Origin of the sequence: Thermus composti (assembly GCF_014647535.1) — a bacterium.
Taxonomy (GTDB): Bacteria; Deinococcota; Deinococci; order Deinococcales; family Thermaceae; genus Thermus; species Thermus composti.
Map to the genome: position 1 here is coordinate 52,964 of NZ_BMPJ01000004.1, position 18,073 is coordinate 71,036.

An 18,073-nucleotide genomic window follows, 5' to 3' on the forward strand; every position below is an offset into this window, starting at 1 on the left:
TTCAGTCTACGGCTTCCAGGAGGGCGAACTTCAGGTAGTGGGTCTCCGGGTGGGTGAGGAGGACGGGGTGGTCAAAGGGCTGGCCCCGCTTTTCCAGGACCCGGAAGGCGCGGTGGGCGTCCTGGGCCGCTTCCAGGAGCATCTGGTAGAAGAGGGGCTCGGTCATGTGGTGGCTGCAGCTAGCCGTGGCCAAGACTCCTTGCGGCTTTAGGAGCTTCATGGCCCGCAGGTTCACTTCCTTGTAGGCCCGGTAGGCCCGTTCCACGTCCTTCTTCCCCTTGGCGAAGGCCGGGGGGTCCAGGACGATGAGGTCAAACCGCTCCCCCGCCCTTTCCAGCTCCCTCAGGAGGTCAAAGGCGTTGGCCTCGAGGGTCTTCAGGGAAAGCCCGTTGAGCCGGGCGTTCTCCTCAGCCCGCTTGAGGGCCTCGGCGGAGGAGTCCACGCTGATCACCTCCTGGAAGCCCAAGGCCAGGTGGAGGCCGAAGCCCCCGGCGTAGCTGAAGACGTCCAGGGCCCTTTCCCCTTGGAAGCGCTCCATGAGGATGCGGTTTCCCCGCTGGTCCAGGTAGGCCCCGGTTTTCTGCCCTTCCTTGAGGTCCACCCAGTAGCGCACCCGCCCTTCCCTCACCGCCACCCTCTCGGGCACCTCCCCCAGGAGGGGGCGGACGTAGAGGGGAAGCCCCTCTAAGGCCCGGGCCTTGGCGTCGTTCTTGGCCAGGACGCTTCGGGCCAGGAGCCTAAGCCTTTCCGCCACCTCGGGCAGGAGGTCCTCCCAAGCGTAGGCCGTGGCCTGGACCACGGCGTGGCCCGCGTAGTAGTCCACCACGAGCCCGGGGAGGAGGTCCCCCTCGGCGTGGGCCAGGCGGAAGCCCCCTTCCGGCTCCCCCTCCAGGTGGGGAAGGCGGCGCCTTAAGGCCCGGTCCAGATTTTCTAGGAGGGCCTCCTTGGGCTCGGGGTGGGGAAGGAAGCGGAAGGCCCGCACCGTGAGGTCGCTTTGGGGGTTGTAGAGGGCCAGGGCCAGGAAGCGCTTGCCCCAGTAGACGGGGTAAAGCCCGGGGGCCTCGGGCCCCGAGACCACGTCCCGTCGGAAGACCCATAGGTGGCGGGCAAGGAGGCGCCTTGCCCCGCGTTCGTTGACGAGAATCCTCACCGCTTCAGTATACTTAAGCGGGGTTGGTTGACGGAGCCCCCTAAGGCCGGTAAGATACCCGGCGGGCGCGGATTGCGCATCTTTTCACATAGGGAGGGGCGATGGGAGGCTTGGGACTTATCAAGAGCCTAGCGGAGAAGGAGAAGGAGCTCCTTTCCCGCCTCGAGGCCGCCAAGAAGGAGGCGGAGGAGCTTCTGAAGCGGGCCGAGGCCGAGGCCAAGGCCCTCTTGGAGGAGGCGGAGGCCAAGGCCAAGGCCTTGGAGGAGGCATCCAAGGCGAAGGAGGCCCAGGAGACCGAGGCCCTCCTCGCCCGGTACCGGGAGAAGGCGGAGGCCGAGGCCAAGGCGGTGAAGGAGCGGGGCCTCGCCCGCCTGGAGGAGGCGGTGGCCCTGGTCCTGAAGGAGGTCCTGCCGTGATCGCCCCCATGGAGAAGCTGGTCCTGGCCGGCCCCAAGGGGCGGGCCAAGGAGCTTCTCCAAAGCCTCCAGCAGGCGGGGGTGGTCCACCTGGAGACCCTCCGGGTGGAGGTCCTTCCCGAGTACAAGCTTTCCCCGGAGGAGCGGGAGGAGCTTAGGCAGTGGGAGACGGTGGCCGCCGGGGCGGAGCACACCCTGGCCCTCCTGGGCCAGGAGCCCGAGCCTTCCCGCCCCTTCCCCGAGGGGCTCGAGGCCGCCCTAAAGGCCCTCGCCCCCATCCAGAGCCACGCCGAGGGGCTTGCCCGCCAGCGGCAGGAGCTGGAGGAGGAGCTCGCTTTGGCCCAGGCTTACCTGGAGCCTTTGGAAAGGCTTGCCTCCATGGCCCACGGCCTAGACCAAAGCCCCTTTTTCCGGGTCTATCCCTTCCTCCTCACGGAAAGGGAGCTTCCCCTGGTGGAGGAAGCTCTGAGGAAGGCCCTGGAGGACCGCTACATCCTCGCCACCGAGCCCCACGCCAAGGGGCTTGCCGCCCTCCTGGTGGTCCACCGGCGGGACCAGGAGGCGGCCAAGGCGGCTCTCTCCCGGGCGGGGGTGGCGGAGCTAAGGCTTCCCGGGGCCTACGGCGAGCTTCCCCTTTCTCAGGCGGCCAGGCGGCTTAGGGAGCGGGCGGAGGCCGCCCCCAAGGAGCTTTCCGAGGTGCGGCAGGCGCTTCACAAGCTGGCCCGGGAGTCGGCCCCCACCCTGAAGAGCCTCTGGACCCGGGCCAAGGACGAGGTGGCCCGGCTCAAGGCCTTGGAGGAGCTGGCCGCAGGCCGCTTCGGCTTCGCCCTTTTGGGGTATGTCCCGGTGAAGGCCAAGCCCAAGGTGGAGGAGGCCCTTGCCCGCCACAAGGAGCACGTGGTCTACGCCTTTGAGCCGGTGGACGAGCACCACGAGGCGGACCGCATCCCCGTGGCCCTGGACAACCCCCCTTGGGCCAAGCCCTTTGAACTCCTGGTGAGCTTCCTCAACACCCCCAAGTACGGGACCTTTGATCCCACGCCGGTGGTCCCCATCTTCTTCCCCTTCTGGTTCGGGATGATCGTGGGGGACATCGGCTACGCCCTCCTCTTCTACCTGGTGGGGCGGTGGCTTTCCGGCTACGTGAAGCGGAACGAGCCTTTGGTCATAGACCTCTTCGCCTTGAAGCTGAAGCCCCAGGTGATCGGCAAGCTGGTCTACATCCTGAACTGGATGGTCTTCTGGACCGTCCTCTGGGGCGTGGTGTACGGGGAGTTCTTCGGCACCTTCCTGGAGCACCTCGGGGTCTTCGGCACGCCGGAGCACCCCGGGCTCATCCCCATCCTGATCCACCGCATAGACACCGCCAAGACCGCCAACCTCCTCATCCTCCTTTCCGTGGCCTTCGGGGTGGTGATGGTCTTCTACGGCCTCCTCCTTAGGGCCTACCTGGGCCTCAAACACCGCCACATGGCCCACTTCTGGGAGGGGGTGGGGTATTTGGGCGGGCTCGTGGGGGTTCTGGCCCTGGCCGCCTCCTACCTGGGGAACCTCCAGGCGGGCTGGCTTAGCGGTCTCATGTACCTGGGGTTTGCGGTCTTTTTGGTGGCTGTCCTCATGAGCCGGATCTGGCTCATGATCCCGGAGATCTTCACCCAGGCGGGGCACATCCTCTCCCACATCCGTATCTACGCCGTGGGGGCGGCGGGCGGGATCCTGGCCGGCCTCCTCACGGATGTGGGCTTCGCCCTGGCGGAGCGTTTTGGGCTCATCGGAGTCCTTTTGGGCATCGCGGTGGCGGGGCTTTTGCACCTTCTCATCCTCGCCCTCACCACCTTGGGGCACATGCTCCAGCCCATCCGTTTGATCTGGGTGGAGTTCTTCACCAAGTTCGGTTTCTACGAGGAGAACGGCAGGCCTTACCGGCCGTTCGCTAGCGTCCGCGAGGGCGCTTAAAGGGAGGGAAGAAGGATGATGAAGAAGCTTCTGGTTCTGGTTCTTGCGGTGTTCGGCGCGTTGGCTTTGGCGGCGGAAGAGGCGGCGGCCTCCTCTGGGCTTGACCGGGGGCTCATCGCCGTGGGCATGGGGCTTGCGGTGGGGCTAGCCGCCCTGGGCGCGGGCGTGGCCCAGGCCCGTATCGGTGCGGCGGGCGTGGGGGCCATCGCCGAGGACCGGAGCAACTTCGGTGCCGCCCTCATCTTCCTCCTCCTGCCCGAGACCCTGGTGATCTTCGGTTTCCTCATCGCCATCATCCTGAACGGCAGGCTCTAAGGGACGCCTGGGCCCCGCCCTTTGGGGGTGGGGCCTTTTCCCTAAGGAGGCGAGATGTCCAAACTGGAAAGCATCCTAACCCAGGAGGTGGAGGCCGAGATCCGGTCCATCCTGGAGGAGGCCAAGGCCAAGGCGGAGGCCCTTAAAGAGGAGGCCAAGGCCAAGGCGGAGGCCCTTCTGGCCGCTAAGGAGCGGGCCCTAAAGGCCCAGTACCAGGCGGCCCTCCGCCGGGCGGAAAGCGCCGGGGAGCTCCTTTTGGCCACGCGGCGCGCCGAGGCCAAGGGGGAGGTGCTGGAGGCGGTGAAGGCCAAGGCCCTGGAGGTCCTAAGGGCGCTTCCCCAAAAGCCCGAGTGGCCCGAGGTGGTGCGGAAGCTGGCCCTGGAGGCCCTCTCCGCCCTTCCCGCCCCCCAGGCCCTGGCCTCCCACCCGGAGAACCTGCCCCACCTGGAGGCCTTGGCCCGGGAGAAGGGCCTTTCCCTTAAGGAGGACCCCGCCTTGCGCCTGGGGGTCCGGGTCATGGGTGGGGACGGGAAGACCCAGGTGGAAAACAACCTGGAGGCTCGGTTGGATCGGGCCTGGGATACCCTCTCTTCCCGGGTGGCCCAGGTCCTTTGGGGCTAGGCCATGGCGGACGATTTCGCCTACCTGAACGCCCGGGTGCGGGCCAGGCGGCAGACGCTCCTCAAGGAAAGCTTTTTCCAGGAGGCCCTGGACCTGCCCTATTCCGACTTCCTGCGCCTCTTCTCGGAGACGGTCTACGGCGGGGAGCTTTCCGGACAGGGGCTTCCCGACGTGGACCGGGCCGTCCTCCGCACCCAGGCCAGGCTCGTGGGGGATCTGGCCCGGCTGGCCTCCGGGGAGGCGAAGGAGGCGGTGCGCCTTCTTCTCCTTAGGGCCGACCTCACCAACCTCCAGGCCCTCCTCAGGGCCAAGGCCACGGGCCGCTCCTTGGAGGAGGTGGCCCTCCTTCCCGGGACCCTGCCCGAGGCCCTGTGGCGGCGGGCCTACGAGGCCCAGGACGCCCAGGGGATTGCCCAGGCCCTTTCCGTCTTCGGCCACCCCCTGGCCCGCGTCTTGAGGGCGGTCTTAAGGGAGACCCAGGACCTCGCCCGGGTGGAGGCGCTTCTCGCCAAGCGCTTCTTTGAGGACGTGGCCAAAAGCGCCAAGGCCCTGGGGGAGCCGGCCTTGAGGGACTACCTGGCCCTGGAGGTGGACGCCGAGAACCTCCGCACCGCCCTAAAGCTCCAGGGGCAGGAGGTGGCCCCCGAGGCCTTTTTTATCCGGGGCGGCCGCTTCGTGGACCGGGTGCGCTTCACCCGGCTTCTGGAGGGGGACTACGCTGTTTTTGACGAGTTTTCCGGGACGCCTTTGGCCTCCCTTTCCGGGGTGCGGGACCTAAGGGACTTGGAGCGCCGTCTCCGCTGCCTCCTCCTCAAGGAGGCCAGGAAAGGGGCCACCGATCCCCTGGGGGCAGGGTTTGCCCTGGCCTACGTGAAGGAGCGGGAGTGGGAGGCGGTGCGCCTTAGGCTTCTGGCCCGCCGGGCCTACTTCGGCCTGCCCCGGGCCCAGGTGGAGGAGGAGGTGACCTGCCCGTGAAGATCGCGGTGATCGCCGATCCGGACACGGCCTTGGGTTTCCGGCTTGCGGGCCTCGAGGCCTTCGGGGTCGCCTCCCCGGAGGAGGCCAAGGCCCGGCTGGAGGCCTTGGTCCAGCAGGGGGGGTACGCCCTGGTGGCCGTGGACCAGGGGCTCGTCCCCGAGCCCGAGAGGGCGGTGGAGCGCCTCCTCAGGGGCAAGGACCTCCCCGTGCTCCTTCCCATCGCCGGGATCCGGGAGGCCTTCCAGAGCCCCGATGTGGAGGGCTACATGCGGGAGCTGGTGCGCAGGACCATCGGCTTTGACATCAAGCTGTAGAATGGAGGGACGATGATCCAAGGGGTGATCCAGAAGATCGCGGGCCCGGCGGTGATCGCCAAGGGTATGCTGGGGGCCCGCATGTACGATATCTGCAAGGTGGGCGAAGAGGGCCTCGTGGGGGAGATCATCCGCCTGGACGGGGACACCGCCTTCGTCCAGGTCTACGAGGACACCTCGGGCCTTAAGGTAGGGGAGCCCGTGGTCTCCACGGGGCTTCCCCTGGCGGTGGAGCTCGGCCCCGGGATGCTAAACGGCATCTACGACGGGATCCAGCGCCCCCTGGAGCGCATCCGGGAGAAGACGGGGATCTACATCACCCGGGGCGTGGTGGTCCACGCCCTGGACCGGGAGAAGAAGTGGGCCTGGACCCCCAGGGTCAAGCCCGGGGACGAGGTCAGGGGGGGTATGGTCTTGGGCACGGTGCCCGAGTTCAGCTTCACCCACAAGATCCTGGTGCCCCCGGACGTGCGGGGCCGGGTGAAGGAGGTGAAGCCCGCCGGGGAGTACACCGTGGAGGAGCCGGTGGTGATCCTCGAGGACGGCACCGAGCTCAAGATGTACCACACCTGGCCCGTGCGCCGGGCGCGCCCCGTGCAAAGGAAGCTTGACCCCAACACCCCCTTCCTCACGGGGATGCGCATCCTGGACGTCCTCTTCCCCGTGGCCATGGGGGGGACGGCGGCCATCCCCGGGCCCTTCGGGAGCGGGAAGACCGTGACCCAGCAGTCCCTGGCCAAGTGGTCCAACGCCGACGTGGTGGTCTACGTGGGCTGCGGGGAGCGGGGGAACGAGATGACGGACGTGCTGGTGGAGTTCCCCGAGCTCACCGACCCCAAGACCGGGGGGCCCCTCATGCACCGCACCGTCCTCATCGCCAACACCTCCAACATGCCCGTGGCCGCCCGCGAGGCCAGCATCTACGTGGGGGTGACCATCGCCGAGTACTTCCGCGACCAGGGGCTTTCCGTGGCCCTCATGGCCGACTCCACCAGCCGCTGGGCGGAGGCCCTTCGCGAGATCTCTAGCCGCCTCGAGGAGATGCCCGCCGAGGAGGGCTACCCGCCCTACCTGGCCGCCAGGCTTGCCGCCTTCTACGAGCGCTCCGGCAAGGTCATCACCCTGGGCGGGGAGGAAGGGGCGGTGACCATCGTGGGGGCGGTCTCCCCGCCGGGCGGGGACATGTCCGAGCCCGTGACCCAGTCCACCTTGAGGATCGTGGGGGCCTTCTGGCGGCTTGACGCCTCCCTGGCCTTCCGGCGCCACTTCCCCGCCATCAACTGGAACGGCTCCTATAGCCTCTTCACCTCGGCCCTGGACCCCTGGTACCGGGAGAACGTGGCCCAGGACTACCCCGAGCTCCGGGACGCCATCTCCGAGCTTTTGCAGCGGGAAGCGGGCCTCCAGGAGATCGTCCAGCTGGTGGGGCCGGACGCCCTCCAGGACGCCGAGCGCCTGGTCATTGAGGTGGGCCGGATCATCCGCGAGGACTTCCTGCAGCAAAACGCCTTCCACGAGGTGGACGCCTACTGTTCCATGAAGAAGGCCTACGGGATCATGAAGATGATCCTCACCTTCTACCAGGAGGCGGAGGCGGCCATCAAACGGGGCGTTTCCATAGACGAGATCCTCCAGCTTCCCGTGGTGGAGCGGATCGGCCGCGCCCGCTACGTGAGCGAGGAGGAGTTCCCCGGCTACTTTGAGGAGGCCTTGAAGGAGATCCAGGGGGCCTTTAAGGCCTTGGCCTAGGAGGGAAGCATGGACCTCTTGAAGAAGGAGTACACGGGCGTCACCTACATTTCCGGGCCCCTCCTCTTCGTGGAGAACGCCAAGGACCTCGCCTACGGGGCCATCGTGGACATCAGGGACGGTTCGGGCCGGGTGCGCGGCGGCCAGGTGATTGAGGTCTCCGAGGAGTACGCCGTCATCCAGGTCTTTGAGGAGACCACGGGGCTGGACCTGGCCACCACCAGCGTGAGCCTGGTGGAGGACGTGGCCCGGCTCGGGGTCTCCAAGGAGATGCTGGGCCGCCGCTTCAACGGGATCGGCAAGCCCATAGACGGCCTGCCCCCCATCACCCCTGAGAAGCGCCTGCCCATCACCGGCCTCCCCTTGAACCCCGTGGCCCGGAGGAAGCCCGAGGAGTTCATCCAGACGGGGATCTCCACCATTGACGTGATGAACACCCTGGTGAGGGGGCAGAAGCTTCCCATCTTCTCCGGCTCGGGCCTCCCCGCCAACGAGCTCGCCGCCCAGATCGCCCGCCAAGCCACGGTGCGCCCGGACCTCTCCGGGGAAGGGAAGAAGGAGGAGCCCTTCGCCGTGGTCTTCGCCGCCATGGGGATCACGCAGAGGGAGCTTTCCTACTTCATCCAGGAGTTTGAGCGCACCGGGGCCCTAAGCCGCTCCGTCCTCTTCCTCAACAAGGCGGACGACCCCACCATTGAGCGGATCCTCACCCCCCGCATGGCCCTCACCGTGGCGGAGTACCTGGCTTTTGAGCACGACTACCACGTCCTCGTCATCCTCACGGACATGACCAACTACTGCGAGGCCCTGCGGGAGATCGGGGCCGCCCGCGAGGAGATCCCCGGGCGCCGCGGCTACCCCGGCTACATGTACACCGACCTGGCCACCATCTACGAGCGGGCCGGGGTGGTGGAGGGGAAGAAGGGGAGCGTGACCCAGATCCCCATCCTCTCCATGCCCGACGACGACCGCACCCACCCCATCCCCGACCTCACCGGCTACATCACCGAGGGCCAGATCCAGCTCTCCCGGGAGCTCCACCGCAAGGGCATCTACCCGCCCATTGACCCCCTGCCCTCCCTCTCCCGGCTCATGAACAACGCCGTGGGCAAGGGCAAGACCCGGGAGGACCACAAGCAGGTCTCCGACCAGCTCTACTCCGCCTACGCCAACGGGGTGGACATAAGGAAGCTGGTGGCCATCATCGGCGAGGACGCCCTCACGGAGAACGACCGCCGCTACCTCCAGTTCGCCGACGCCTTTGAGCGGCACTTCATCAACCAGGGGCAGCAGAACCGCTCCATTGAGGAGAGCCTCCAGATCGCCTGGGCCCTCCTCTCCATGCTGCCCCAGGGCGAGCTCAAGCGGATCTCCAGGGACCACATCGGCAAGTACTACGGCCAGAAGCTGGAGGAGATCTGGGGCGCCCAGAGCGTCTAGGGGGTGCGCCGTGAGCCAGGTCAGCCCCACCCGGATGAACCTTCTGCAAAGGCGGGGGCAGCTCCGCCTGGCGCAGAAGGGGGTGGACCTCCTCAAGAAGAAACGGGACGCCCTGGTGGCGGAGTTCTTCGGCCTGGTGCGGGAGGCCCTGGAGGCCAGGAAGGCCCTGAACCAGGCGGCCCAGGAGGCCTACGGGGCCCTCCTCTTGGCCCAGGCCTTTGACGGGCCCGAGGCCGTGGCGGCGGCGGGCCTGGGGGTTCCGCCGCTAGAGGGGGTGGAGGCGGAGGTGGAAAACGTCTGGGGGAGCAGGGTGCCGCGGCTGAAGGCGGCCTTCCCCGAAGGCGGGGTCCTCTCCCCCGTGGGCACGCCTGCCTACACCCTCGAGGCCGCCCGGGCTTTCCGCCGCTACGCCGAGGCCCTGGTCCGGGTGGCCAACACCGAGACCCGCCTCAAGAAGATCGGCGAGGAGATCAAGAAGACCACCCGCCGGGTGAACGCCTTGGAGCAGGTGGTGATCCCCGGGATCCGCTCCCAGATCCGCTTCATCCAGCAGGTCCTGGAGCAAAGGGAAAGGGAGGACACCTTCCGCCTCAAGCGCATCAAGGGCAAGATAGAGGCCCGGGAGGCCGAGGCGGAAGGGGCCCGCCCCAACCCTGGCCTGGAGATCGGCGCCGGGCTTTAACCTTAAAGGGCCCGCGAAGGCAAAACCCCCCGGGGAAATCCCCGGGGGGTGGGTTTTCCCCGCTACTGGGCCTTGGCCTCCTGGAGGAGGTTGAGGAGCACCGTCTGGAGGATGCCCCCGTTCTTGTAGTAGTCCACCTCCACGGGGGTGTCCAGGCGGGCGATGGCCTGGAAGCGGATTTCGCTCCCGTCCTCCCGCCTCGCCACGATGTCCACGAGTTTCCTGGGCTTCAGGTCCTCGAGGCCCAGGATATCGTAGACCTCGTACCCCGTGAGGCCCAAGGTCTCCCGGTTCTGCCCAGGCAGGAACTCCAGGGGCAGGACCCCCATCCCCACCAGGTTGGAGCGGTGGATCCTCTCAAAGCTTTCCGCCAGCACCGCCTTGATGCCCAGGAGGTAGGTGCCCTTGGCGGCCCAGTCGCGGCTGGAACCGGTCCCGTACTCCTTGCCGGCGATGACGAGAAGGGGCGTGCCCTCCGCCTTGTAGCGCATGGCGACGTTGTAGACGAAGTCCACGTCCCCCTCGGGGAGCTTCTTGGCGTAGCCCCCCTCCACGCCGTCCAGCATCAGGTTCTTGATGCGGATGTTGGCGAAGGTGCCCCGTATCATCACCTCGTGGTTGCCGCGCCGGGAGCCGTAGGAGTTGAAGTCCTCCGGCTTCACCCCCTTGCTGATCAGGTACTGGCCGGCGGGGCTCTTCACGGGGATGGCCCCCGCGGGGGAGATGTGGTCCGTGGTCACGGAGTCGCCGAGGACGAGGAGGACCCGGGCCCCGCGGATGTCCCCCACCTTCCTTTGCCCCAGGTCCTCAAAGAAGGGCGGGTTCTGGATGTAGGTGCTCTCGGGGTCCCACTGGTAGAGCTCCCCCGTGGGGGCGGGGAGGGCCTGCCAGCGCTCGTCCCCCTCAAACACCTTGCTGTACTCCTTCTTGAAGAGCTCGGGGTCCAGGGTCTTCCTGATGGCCTCCCGGATCTCCTCCATGGAGGGCCAGATGTCCTTGAGGTAGATGGGCTTGCCGTTGGGGTCAAAGCCCAAAGGCTCGGTGGTGAAGTCAATGTCCATCCGGCCCGCCAGGGCGTAGGCCACCACCAGCATGGGGCTCGCCAGGTAGTTGGCCTTCACGTGGGGGTTGATGCGGCCTTCAAAGTTGCGGTTCCCGGAGAGGACGGCGGCCACCACCAGGTTTCCCTCCTCCACCGCCTTGGCGATGTCCTCGGGGAGAGGCCCGGAGTTCCCGATGCAGGTGGTGCACCCGTAGCCCACCAGGTGGAAGCCCAGGGCCTCGAGGAAGGGCATGAGCCCGCTCATCTCCAGGTAGTCCGTCACCACCTTGGAGCCGGGGGCCAGGCTGGTCTTGACCCAGGGCTTCCGGTCCAGGCCCGCCTCCACCGCCTTCTTGGCGAGAAGCCCCGCCCCCAGCATCACCGAGGGGTTGGAGGTGTTGGTGCAGCTGGTGATGGCGGCGATGACCACGGAGCCGTGGGTGAGCTCAAACTCCTCGTCCTGCCGCTTGACGAGAACCTTCCTCTGGAGCTGGTCCTCCGTGAGGCCAAAGCCCCTTTCCTTCACCGGCTTGGTGAGGTGGGCGAGGAAGCTCTTCTTCACCTCCTTGAGGGGCACCCGGTCCTGGGGCCGCTTGGGGCCCGCCAGGGAGGGCTCCACCCTGGAGAGGTCCAGCTCCAGGTACTCGGAGTACCGGATCTTCTCCTCCGCCTCGGGGGTGCGGAAGAGGCCCACCGCCTTGGTGTAGGCCTCTACCAGCTCCACGAGCTCCTCGGGCCGCCCCGTCTGGCGGAGGTAGTTCAGGGTCTCCTCGTCCACGGGGAAGAAGCCCATGGTGGCCCCGTACTCGGGGGCCATGTTGGCGATGGTGGCCCGGTCGGGGGTGGAGAGCTTGGCCACGCCGGGGCCGTAGAACTCCACGAACTTGCCCACCACCCCGTGCTTGCGCAGGATCTCGGTGATGGTGAGGACCAGGTCGGTGGCCGTGGCCCCCTCGGGAAGCTCCCCGTAGAGCTTAAAGCCTACCACCTTGGGGGCCAGCATGTAGTAGGGCTGGCCCAGCATCACCGCCTCGGCCTCAATGCCCCCCACGCCCCAGCCCAGGACCCCCAGGCCGTTCACCATGGTGGTGTGGCTGTCGGTGCCCACCAGGGAGTCGGGGAAGGCCAGGGTGAGCCCGTCCCGCTTGCCCGTCATCACCACCTTGGTGAGGTACTCGATGTTCACCTGGTGGACGATCCCCGTGCCCGGGGGCACCACCCGGAAGTTCTCCAGGGCGTTTTGGGCCCACTTGAGGAGGAGGTAGCGCTCCTTGTTCCTCTCGTACTCCTTCTCCACGTTGTAGAAGAAGGCGTAGGCGGTGCCGAAGGCGTCCACCTGGACCGAGTGGTCAATGACCAGATCGGCGGGCACCACGGGGTTGATGCGCTTGGGGTCCCCGCCTTTGGCTTTGATGGCGTCCCGCATGGCGGCCAGGTCCACCACTGCCGGCACCCCGGTGAAGTCCTGGAGAATGACCCGGGCGAGCTTCAGGGGGACGTTGATCTCCCCGGGGTCGGGTTGCCAGCGGGCCAAGGCCTCTATGTCCTCCCGGGTGACCTGGTAGCCGTCCTCGTTGCGGAGGAGGCTTTCCAGCATGACCCGGATGGAGAAGGGCAGGCGGGAAACCTCCGCTAGGCCCTTCCTCTCCAGCTCGGTGAGGTCGTAGTAGCCGTAGGTGCCGCTTTTCGTGTTCAGGGTCTTGAGGGTTTGGAAGCTGTCCTTCATGGTCCTCCTTTCCCTTCCCCCGTGCGGGCAAAAGGGCGATCCTGGGCGCTTACTTTTGGGGGAAGATTCCGGTCCGAGGGGGGGTGCCCACCCCGGCTTTCTCCACTATAGCACTTCCAGAAGGGGCGCGGCGTGGCCCAAGACGGCGTTGGCCTGGGCCTGCCGGGCGATTTTTAGGGTCTCCAGCAAGGCCTCCTTGGGTATACCCAGGCGCTTGGCCCGGCGGGCCATGGCCTTCACGCAGGTCTCGGAGCCTGTGGCCAGGGCGATGCCGAGGAGGATCAGGGTGCGGGTCTTCTTGTCCAGGGCCCCCTTTTCCGGCATGGCGTAGGTCCAGCTCCGCCCGTGCTCCAGGAGGAGGCCCGGCGCCTTTTCCGCGAGGAGGGGGATAGCCCGGGGCAGGCCCTCCCCCAGGTTTTCCCTCATGGCCTCGAGGACGCGCTCGTGGGTCCGGTCCATGCCCCTAGCGTAGCGCCTGGGGGGAGGGAGGGGTGTCCCAGCCCAGGCCCTCGAGGAAGAGGAGCACCTCCTCGGCCACCTCCCGCCAGAGGACCTCCCGGGGGCGGGTGGCGGGCCTGTCCCCTTTCTGGGCCCCGTAAGCTCCGAAGCCCGCGTGGTTGAGGCCCTCTATGAAGACCACCCGGGCGTTTTTGGGAAGCTTTTCCGCCTTCTTTCGGGCCTCCTCCGGGGGCAGGAGGCCGTCTTCCGTGCCGTAGAGGGCCAGGGTAGGGAAGGCCTCTTGGGAGAGGTCGCCCTCGGGGTAGCTGGCGAAGAGGATAAGGGGAAGCTTCGCTTGGGCGGCCACCTCCGCCGCCGCCACCCCCCCCAGGCTATGCCCTCCCACCGCCAGGGGGAGGTTGGGGTGGTCCTTTTGCGCCTCGAGGGCCCGCTCCTTCCCCAAAAGGGCGATCCCCGAGGGCACCTGGAGGAGGACCACCCCGTACCCCGCCCGGGCCACGGGGGCGAGGACGGGGGCGTAGGCCAAAGGCTCCACCCGGGCCCCGGGGTAGAAGGCCAGGAGGGCCTTGGGGGCTTGGGGCAGGAGTTCTAGCCCGTAGGGCCTTTCCGTCACCCTTAGGCCCCGAAGGGCTTCCCGGGCGATGGGCTCCGCCTTTAGGGGCCTCAGGTAGTAGAAGGCCACCCCCACCACCCCCCCGGCGAGGAGGGTGGCGGCGAGGAGGAAGAGAAGAAGAAGCCGCTTGGCGTCCATGCCCTCACCGTAGCACGGGCTCCTTGGCCCGCCGCCCCTCAAAGGTGTAGAAGGCGGCGGGGACCACGAAGAGGGTGAGGAGGGTGGAGGAGAGGAGCCCGCCCAGGATCACCACCCCCAGGGGCTTCCGGTACTCCGCCCCCTCCCCCGTCCCTAGAAGCAGGGGGAGGCTGATGATGAGCACGGTGAGGGTGGTCATGAGGATGGGCCTAAGCCTGAGCCGGGCCGCCTCCACCAGGGCCTCCTTTAGGGGCATCTCCCGCATCCGGCGCACGGCGAAGTCCAGGAGGAGGATAGCGTTTTTGGTCACCAGGCCGATGAGCATCACCACCCCTAGGACGCTGATCACGTCCAACCCCGTGCCCAGAAGGTAGGTGAGCCAGAAGGCCCCCACCAGGGCCAAGGGCACGGGGAGGAGGAGGTAGAGGGGGTAGCGCCAGGCGTTGAACTGGCTGGCGATGACCAGGTAGTTGAGGACCAGGGCCAGGAGGAAGGCCAGGGGGGCGAGCCGGGCCAGGTCCTGGGTGAAGCTTCCAAGCCCCGTGGCCTCGAGCTCCACCCCGTCCCCCAAAAGGCCCTTTTCCTTTAGCTCCCGCTCCAAGGCCTGCTGGATCTGGAAGCTCCCCGGGGCGCCCTCGCGGAGGTTGATGTTGATTCCGGCAGTGTAGGCCTGGTTGCGCCGGGAGATCAGGGTGGGGGAGGGGCGTTCTTGAAACTGGCCCAGGCTAGAGAGGGGGAGGAAGGCCTGCAGGGCGGGGGCGTAGACGGGCAGGGAAAGGAGATCCCCCTCCCCCCCAAGCCGCAAGGGGTCGGCCTGGACCACGATGGGGTACTCCTCGCCCCCGCGCCGGGCCTTGGCCGCCTCCACCCCCGAGAGGTAGAGCCTCAGGTTCTGGGCCACGTCCTGGGGGGTGAGGCCGGTGCCGGAAAGCCGGGCGGGGTCGGGGACGAAGACCCGCTCCCTTTGGGTGGCCTCGAGGGTGCTCTTGACGCTCAGCACGTAGGGTTTCTGGGCGATGAGCTCCACGATCCTTGCCGTGCGCTCCTCTAGAAGGGCGCGGTCCGGGCTTACCAGGAAGAACTGGAGGTCGGCGTCCCCTGCCTCGGGGCCGGTCTGGGCCAGGACCCGGAGGTCCGCCCCGGGGAAGCCCTTGAGAACCTCCTTGCCCTCCCGGTTGAAGGCCTCGGCGAGGGCGAAGATGTCCTCCCGCTCGTGCTTGGGTTTGAGGACGATCTGGAGCTGGACCCGGGAGGGGTCCCCCACCTGGGTCCCGCCCGTGGCGCTCGCCCCCACGGTGGTCACCACCCGCTCCACCGCCGGGTGGGCGAGGAAGTAGGCCTCCAGGGCCCGCGCCGCCCGGTCGGAGACGGCCAGGGGCGTGTCCTTGGGCAGGAGGAGGGTGGCGGTGAGGACCCCGGTGTCCGAGCGGGGGGTGAAGTTGAAGGGGATCCGCGGGAGGAGGGGGAAGATGGAGAGGAAGGCGAGGCCCGCCACCCCCAGGACCACCCCGGGCCGGGCCAGGGTCCTTTCCAGGGTGCGGGCGTAGGCCTCGGTGAGGCCCCTTAGGCCCCGCTCGGTGGCGGCGTGGACCCCCTTGGCCAAGGCCCCCAGGAGGCCCAAGAGGAAGCGGCTCAGGTAGCGGGCCAGGGCGAGGAGGGCGGGGTAGAGGGGGAGGAGAAGGAGGTAGAGGGGGCCTTGCCGGTAAAGGAAGTAGGCGGCCAAGGCTCCCAGAAGAAGCCCCGTGGGGCGGCGGTAGCCCCGCCGGTAGGCCCAGGCCAGGTCCTCGGGGAGGCGCTTTAAGGCCGCCAGGGCCTCCCCCAGGCCGGGCGGGTCGGGGTCGGGGAAGTAGGCCAGGCGCACCGTGAGGAAGAGGAGGGCCTCGAGCCAGCTCACGGCGATGGCCGCCGCCATGCCCAGGCCGAACTGCTGGAAGATCTGGCCGATGATCCCGGGGAGGAAGCTGATGGGGAGGAAGACGGCGAGGAGGGAGAGGGTGGCGGCGGCCACGGCCACGCTCACCTCGCTCGCCCCCTTGATCACCGCCTCCTTGAGGCCGAGCCCCATGCGGCGGTAGCGGTCAATGTTCTCCGCCACCACGATGGAGTCGTCCACCACGATCCCCACCGCCACCGTGAGGGCGAGGAGGCTTATAAGGTTGTAGGTGAAGCCCAAAACCCCGAAGAGGAGGATGGCCCCCGAGAGGGTGATGGGGATGGCCAGGATCACGGAGAAGACGGAGTTTAACTTGCCCAGGAAGACGAGGACCACCAAGGAGACGGCCAAGGCCGCTAGAAAAGCTTCCCGCACCGTGTCCTGGACCGCCGCCTGGATGAAGTCGGTGGTGTCCAGGGCCACCTCCGCCCGGTAGCCTTTGGGCAGGGCGGTCTCCGCCAGGGTCTTCTTGACCCCGTCCGCCACGGCCACGGCGTTGGCGTCCGGGGTCTTGACCACGGCGAGGAAGACCGCGGGGCGGCCGTTCAGCCGGTTCAGGGTGGTAGGGGCCTCGCTTTCCTCCACCACCCGGGCCACATCCCCCACCTTGAGGCCCCGGCTGGCGTCCAGGAGGAGGTTGGCCACGTCTTGGGCGGTGGCGGGGGTGTTCCTCAGGGTGTAGACCAGGCGCCTTTCCCCTTCGGTGAGGCTCCCCAAGGGGAGGTTTAGGGCGGAGGCGGAGAGGGCCTGGACCACCTGCAAGGGGGCCACCCCTAGGGCCTGGAGGCGGCTTGGATCCAGGTAGACCCTTATGGCCCGCTTGGGGGCCCCGGTGAGGCGGATGTCCGCCACCCCCTGGACCAGCTGGAGCTTGGGCTTGAGGCTGCGCTCGGCGTAGTCCAAGACCCGGGAGAGGTCCTCCCCGGGGGCCTCGAGGGCGATATACAGAATGGGGCTTGCCGAGGGGTCAAACTTCTGCACCACCGGGGCGGAGGCGTCCTTGGGCAGGCTTCCCCGGGCGGCGGCCACCTTCTGGCTCACCTCCACCGCCACCTGGTCCACGTCCACCCCCTGCTGGAACTGGACGAAGACCAGGCTGAACCCCTCGGTGGAGCTGGAGCCGATGGTGTCCACCCCGCTTAGGGTGGAAAGGGCGTCCTCCAAGGGCTTGGACACCTGCTCCGCCACCTCCTCGGGGCCCGCCCCCGGGTAGGCGGTGGAGACGGCCACCACGGGGACGCTGAAGCGGGGAAGGAGCTCCACCCCAAGGCCAAGACCCAAAAGGAGCCCCACCAGCACGAGCCCCACGAAGATGGCCGTGGCGAAGACGAAGCGCTCCACAAAGAAGGCCACCAGGGGGTTTTCCCTCACGGCACCACCTCCACAGGGTCCCCGTCCTTAAGCCCTTCGGGCACGGGGTAGATCACCTTTTCCCCGGGCTTTAGCCCTTGGACGGCCGCTTGGTCTCCCTCCTGGGCGAGGAGGCGCACCGGCTTCCGCTTGGCCTTCCCCTCCTCCACCACATAGACCCAGGCCCGCCCCTCCTCGGGCCTTAGGGCCCCGGCGGGGAGGAGGAAGCCTTCGGCCAGCTTTTCCCGGTAGCGGGCCTCGGCCGGCCCCGGAAGGAGGGCGCCTTGGGGCTTTAGAACCACCTCCACCAGGCGGCTTTGCCCCGGGAGCTCGGTTTTGCGGAGGAGGGTGGCCGGGGCCTCCCGACCGTTTTGCCTTAGCAGGAAGGGCGTCTCCTGGGTGATGAGGGCGGCCTTCTCCGGGGGAAGGTAGAGCTTGGCGATAAGGCTTTCCGTGGTGGCCAGGCGGAAGGCCCGGCTTCCCGTGCCCAAGAACTCGCCCTCCTTCACGAAGACCTCCACCACCTCCCCGGCGAAGGGGGCCCGGATCACGCTCTCCTTCAGGTTCCGCTCCGCCTGGCGCACCTGGAGGCGGGCGGCCTCCATCTGGAGGGCGAGAAGCCTTAGATCCTCCCCCCGCTCCAGCTGCTCCAGGGCTTCCTTGGCGTTCTGGTAAGCGCTTTGGGCCTGGTGGAGGCTGGCCTCCAGGGCTTTAAGGTCCAAAGGGGCGAGGGCCCCCGCTTCCAAAAGGGCCTTCCCTTCCTCGTAGCGGCGCTTGGCCGCCTGGAGCTGGGCCTCGGCCGCCTGGAGCTGGGCCAAAAGGGCCTTCCGGTTCCCCTCCCGGGCCTCTTGGGCCCGCTTCAGGTTGGTCTCCGCCTGGGCTAAGGAGAGCCTCGCCCCCTCTAGGGCTTCCCGGAAGGGCTCGGGGTCCAGGAAGACCACCCCCTCCCCGGCCTTCACCCGGCTTCCCGCCTCGAGGGTGCGCAAAACCCTCCCCGAGGCCCCGGCGGCCACCAGGCTTTCCCGCTCCGCCTGGAGGGTGGCCGCCACCCGGGTTTCCCGTTCCAAGACCCCGGGCTTGGCCTCCACCACCCGCACCGCCACGGCCAAGGCCTTCGGGGGCTCGGCCCTTTGCTCCTTGGGGGCGCAGGCCACCAGGAGTAGGGGAAGAAGAAGCCAAAGACGCCGCATGG

General features: G+C 67.9%; 15 protein-coding genes. 9 read left to right on the plus strand and 6 right to left on the minus strand.

All coding sequences use genetic code 11. From position 1 onward, the window contains the following. Window position 1: 1 nt before the first annotated feature. Window positions 2-1,150 carry a 23S rRNA (cytosine(1962)-C(5))-methyltransferase gene (locus IEX93_RS02430; protein ID WP_188846094.1) on the minus strand — a complete coding sequence of 383 codons (1,149 nt, stop codon included), beginning with the start codon at window positions 1,148-1,150 and terminating at the stop codon, window positions 2-4. Window positions 1,151-1,251: 101 nt separating this feature from the next. Here IEX93_RS02430 and IEX93_RS02435 point away from each other — a divergent pair, with 101 nt between their 5' ends. Genes IEX93_RS02435 through atpD form a run of 9 tightly spaced genes read left to right on the plus strand, consistent with a single transcriptional unit; the run spans window position 1,252 to window position 9,620 of the window. Next, window positions 1,252-1,566, plus strand: coding sequence for a V-type ATPase subunit subunit G family protein (locus tag IEX93_RS02435; RefSeq protein WP_188846096.1), 315 nt, complete (start codon window positions 1,252-1,254; stop codon window positions 1,564-1,566). Further along, window positions 1,563-3,521: a V-type ATP synthase subunit I gene (locus tag IEX93_RS02440; RefSeq protein WP_188846098.1), complete on the plus strand. Its 1,959-nt coding sequence runs from the start codon at window positions 1,563-1,565 to the stop codon at window positions 3,519-3,521. The genes IEX93_RS02435 and IEX93_RS02440 overlap by 4 nt, the downstream gene beginning before the upstream one ends. Before the next feature lie 18 nt (window positions 3,522-3,539). Beyond that, the gene (locus IEX93_RS02445) at window positions 3,540-3,836 is read left to right on the plus strand and encodes an ATP synthase subunit C-like protein (RefSeq protein WP_188846100.1); all 297 of its coding nucleotides are present in this window, start codon (window positions 3,540-3,542) and stop codon (window positions 3,834-3,836) included. Between the two features lie 54 nt (window positions 3,837-3,890). Further along, entirely contained in the window at window positions 3,891-4,457 is a 567-nt protein-coding gene (locus tag IEX93_RS02450; RefSeq protein ID WP_188846102.1) for a V-type ATP synthase subunit E family protein, read from the plus strand. A 3-nt stretch (window positions 4,458-4,460) separates the two neighbouring features. Beyond that, entirely contained in the window at window positions 4,461-5,432 is a 972-nt protein-coding gene (locus IEX93_RS02455) for a V-type ATPase subunit (protein WP_188846104.1), read from the plus strand. Between the two features lie 2 nt (window positions 5,433-5,434). Next, a complete protein-coding gene (locus IEX93_RS02460) occupies window positions 5,435-5,749 on the plus strand; it encodes a V-type ATP synthase subunit F (protein ID WP_188846219.1) in 315 nt (104 codons plus the stop codon). Between the two features lie 12 nt (window positions 5,750-5,761). Beyond that, complete coding sequence (locus IEX93_RS02465; RefSeq protein WP_188846106.1) at window positions 5,762-7,498, plus strand: V-type ATP synthase subunit A; 1,737 nt, start codon at window positions 5,762-5,764, stop codon at window positions 7,496-7,498. A 9-nt stretch (window positions 7,499-7,507) separates the two neighbouring features. Further along, on the plus strand, window positions 7,508-8,938 hold the full coding sequence (locus tag IEX93_RS02470) for a V-type ATP synthase subunit B (protein ID WP_188846108.1): 1,431 nt from the start codon (window positions 7,508-7,510) through the stop codon (window positions 8,936-8,938). A 10-nt stretch (window positions 8,939-8,948) separates the two neighbouring features. Continuing rightward, window positions 8,949-9,620, plus strand: a complete 672-nt coding sequence (atpD, locus tag IEX93_RS02475) for a V-type ATP synthase subunit D (RefSeq protein WP_188846110.1) — start codon at window positions 8,949-8,951, stop codon at window positions 9,618-9,620. A 62-nt stretch (window positions 9,621-9,682) separates the two neighbouring features. On the opposite strand, the gene acnA is transcribed toward atpD, so the two are convergent. The 5 genes from acnA to IEX93_RS02500 form a co-directional block, all read right to left on the minus strand. Beyond that, on the minus strand, window positions 9,683-12,388 hold the full coding sequence (acnA, locus tag IEX93_RS02480; RefSeq protein ID WP_188846112.1) for an aconitate hydratase AcnA: 2,706 nt from the start codon (window positions 12,386-12,388) through the stop codon (window positions 9,683-9,685). A 105-nt stretch (window positions 12,389-12,493) separates the two neighbouring features. Further along, on the minus strand, window positions 12,494-12,847 hold the full coding sequence (locus tag IEX93_RS02485) for a carboxymuconolactone decarboxylase family protein (protein ID WP_188846114.1): 354 nt from the start codon (window positions 12,845-12,847) through the stop codon (window positions 12,494-12,496). Between the two features lie 4 nt (window positions 12,848-12,851). Continuing rightward, window positions 12,852-13,598, minus strand: coding sequence for an alpha/beta hydrolase (locus IEX93_RS02490; RefSeq protein ID WP_188846117.1), 747 nt, complete (start codon window positions 13,596-13,598; stop codon window positions 12,852-12,854). Window positions 13,599-13,602: 4 nt separating this feature from the next. After that, the gene (locus tag IEX93_RS02495) at window positions 13,603-16,902 is read right to left on the minus strand and encodes an efflux RND transporter permease subunit (RefSeq protein WP_188846119.1); all 3,300 of its coding nucleotides are present in this window, start codon (window positions 16,900-16,902) and stop codon (window positions 13,603-13,605) included. Next, window positions 16,899-18,071, minus strand: a complete 1,173-nt coding sequence (locus IEX93_RS02500) for an efflux RND transporter periplasmic adaptor subunit (protein ID WP_188846121.1) — start codon at window positions 18,069-18,071, stop codon at window positions 16,899-16,901. The genes IEX93_RS02495 and IEX93_RS02500 overlap by 4 nt, the downstream gene beginning before the upstream one ends. Between the last annotated feature and the right edge of the window lie 2 nt (window positions 18,072-18,073).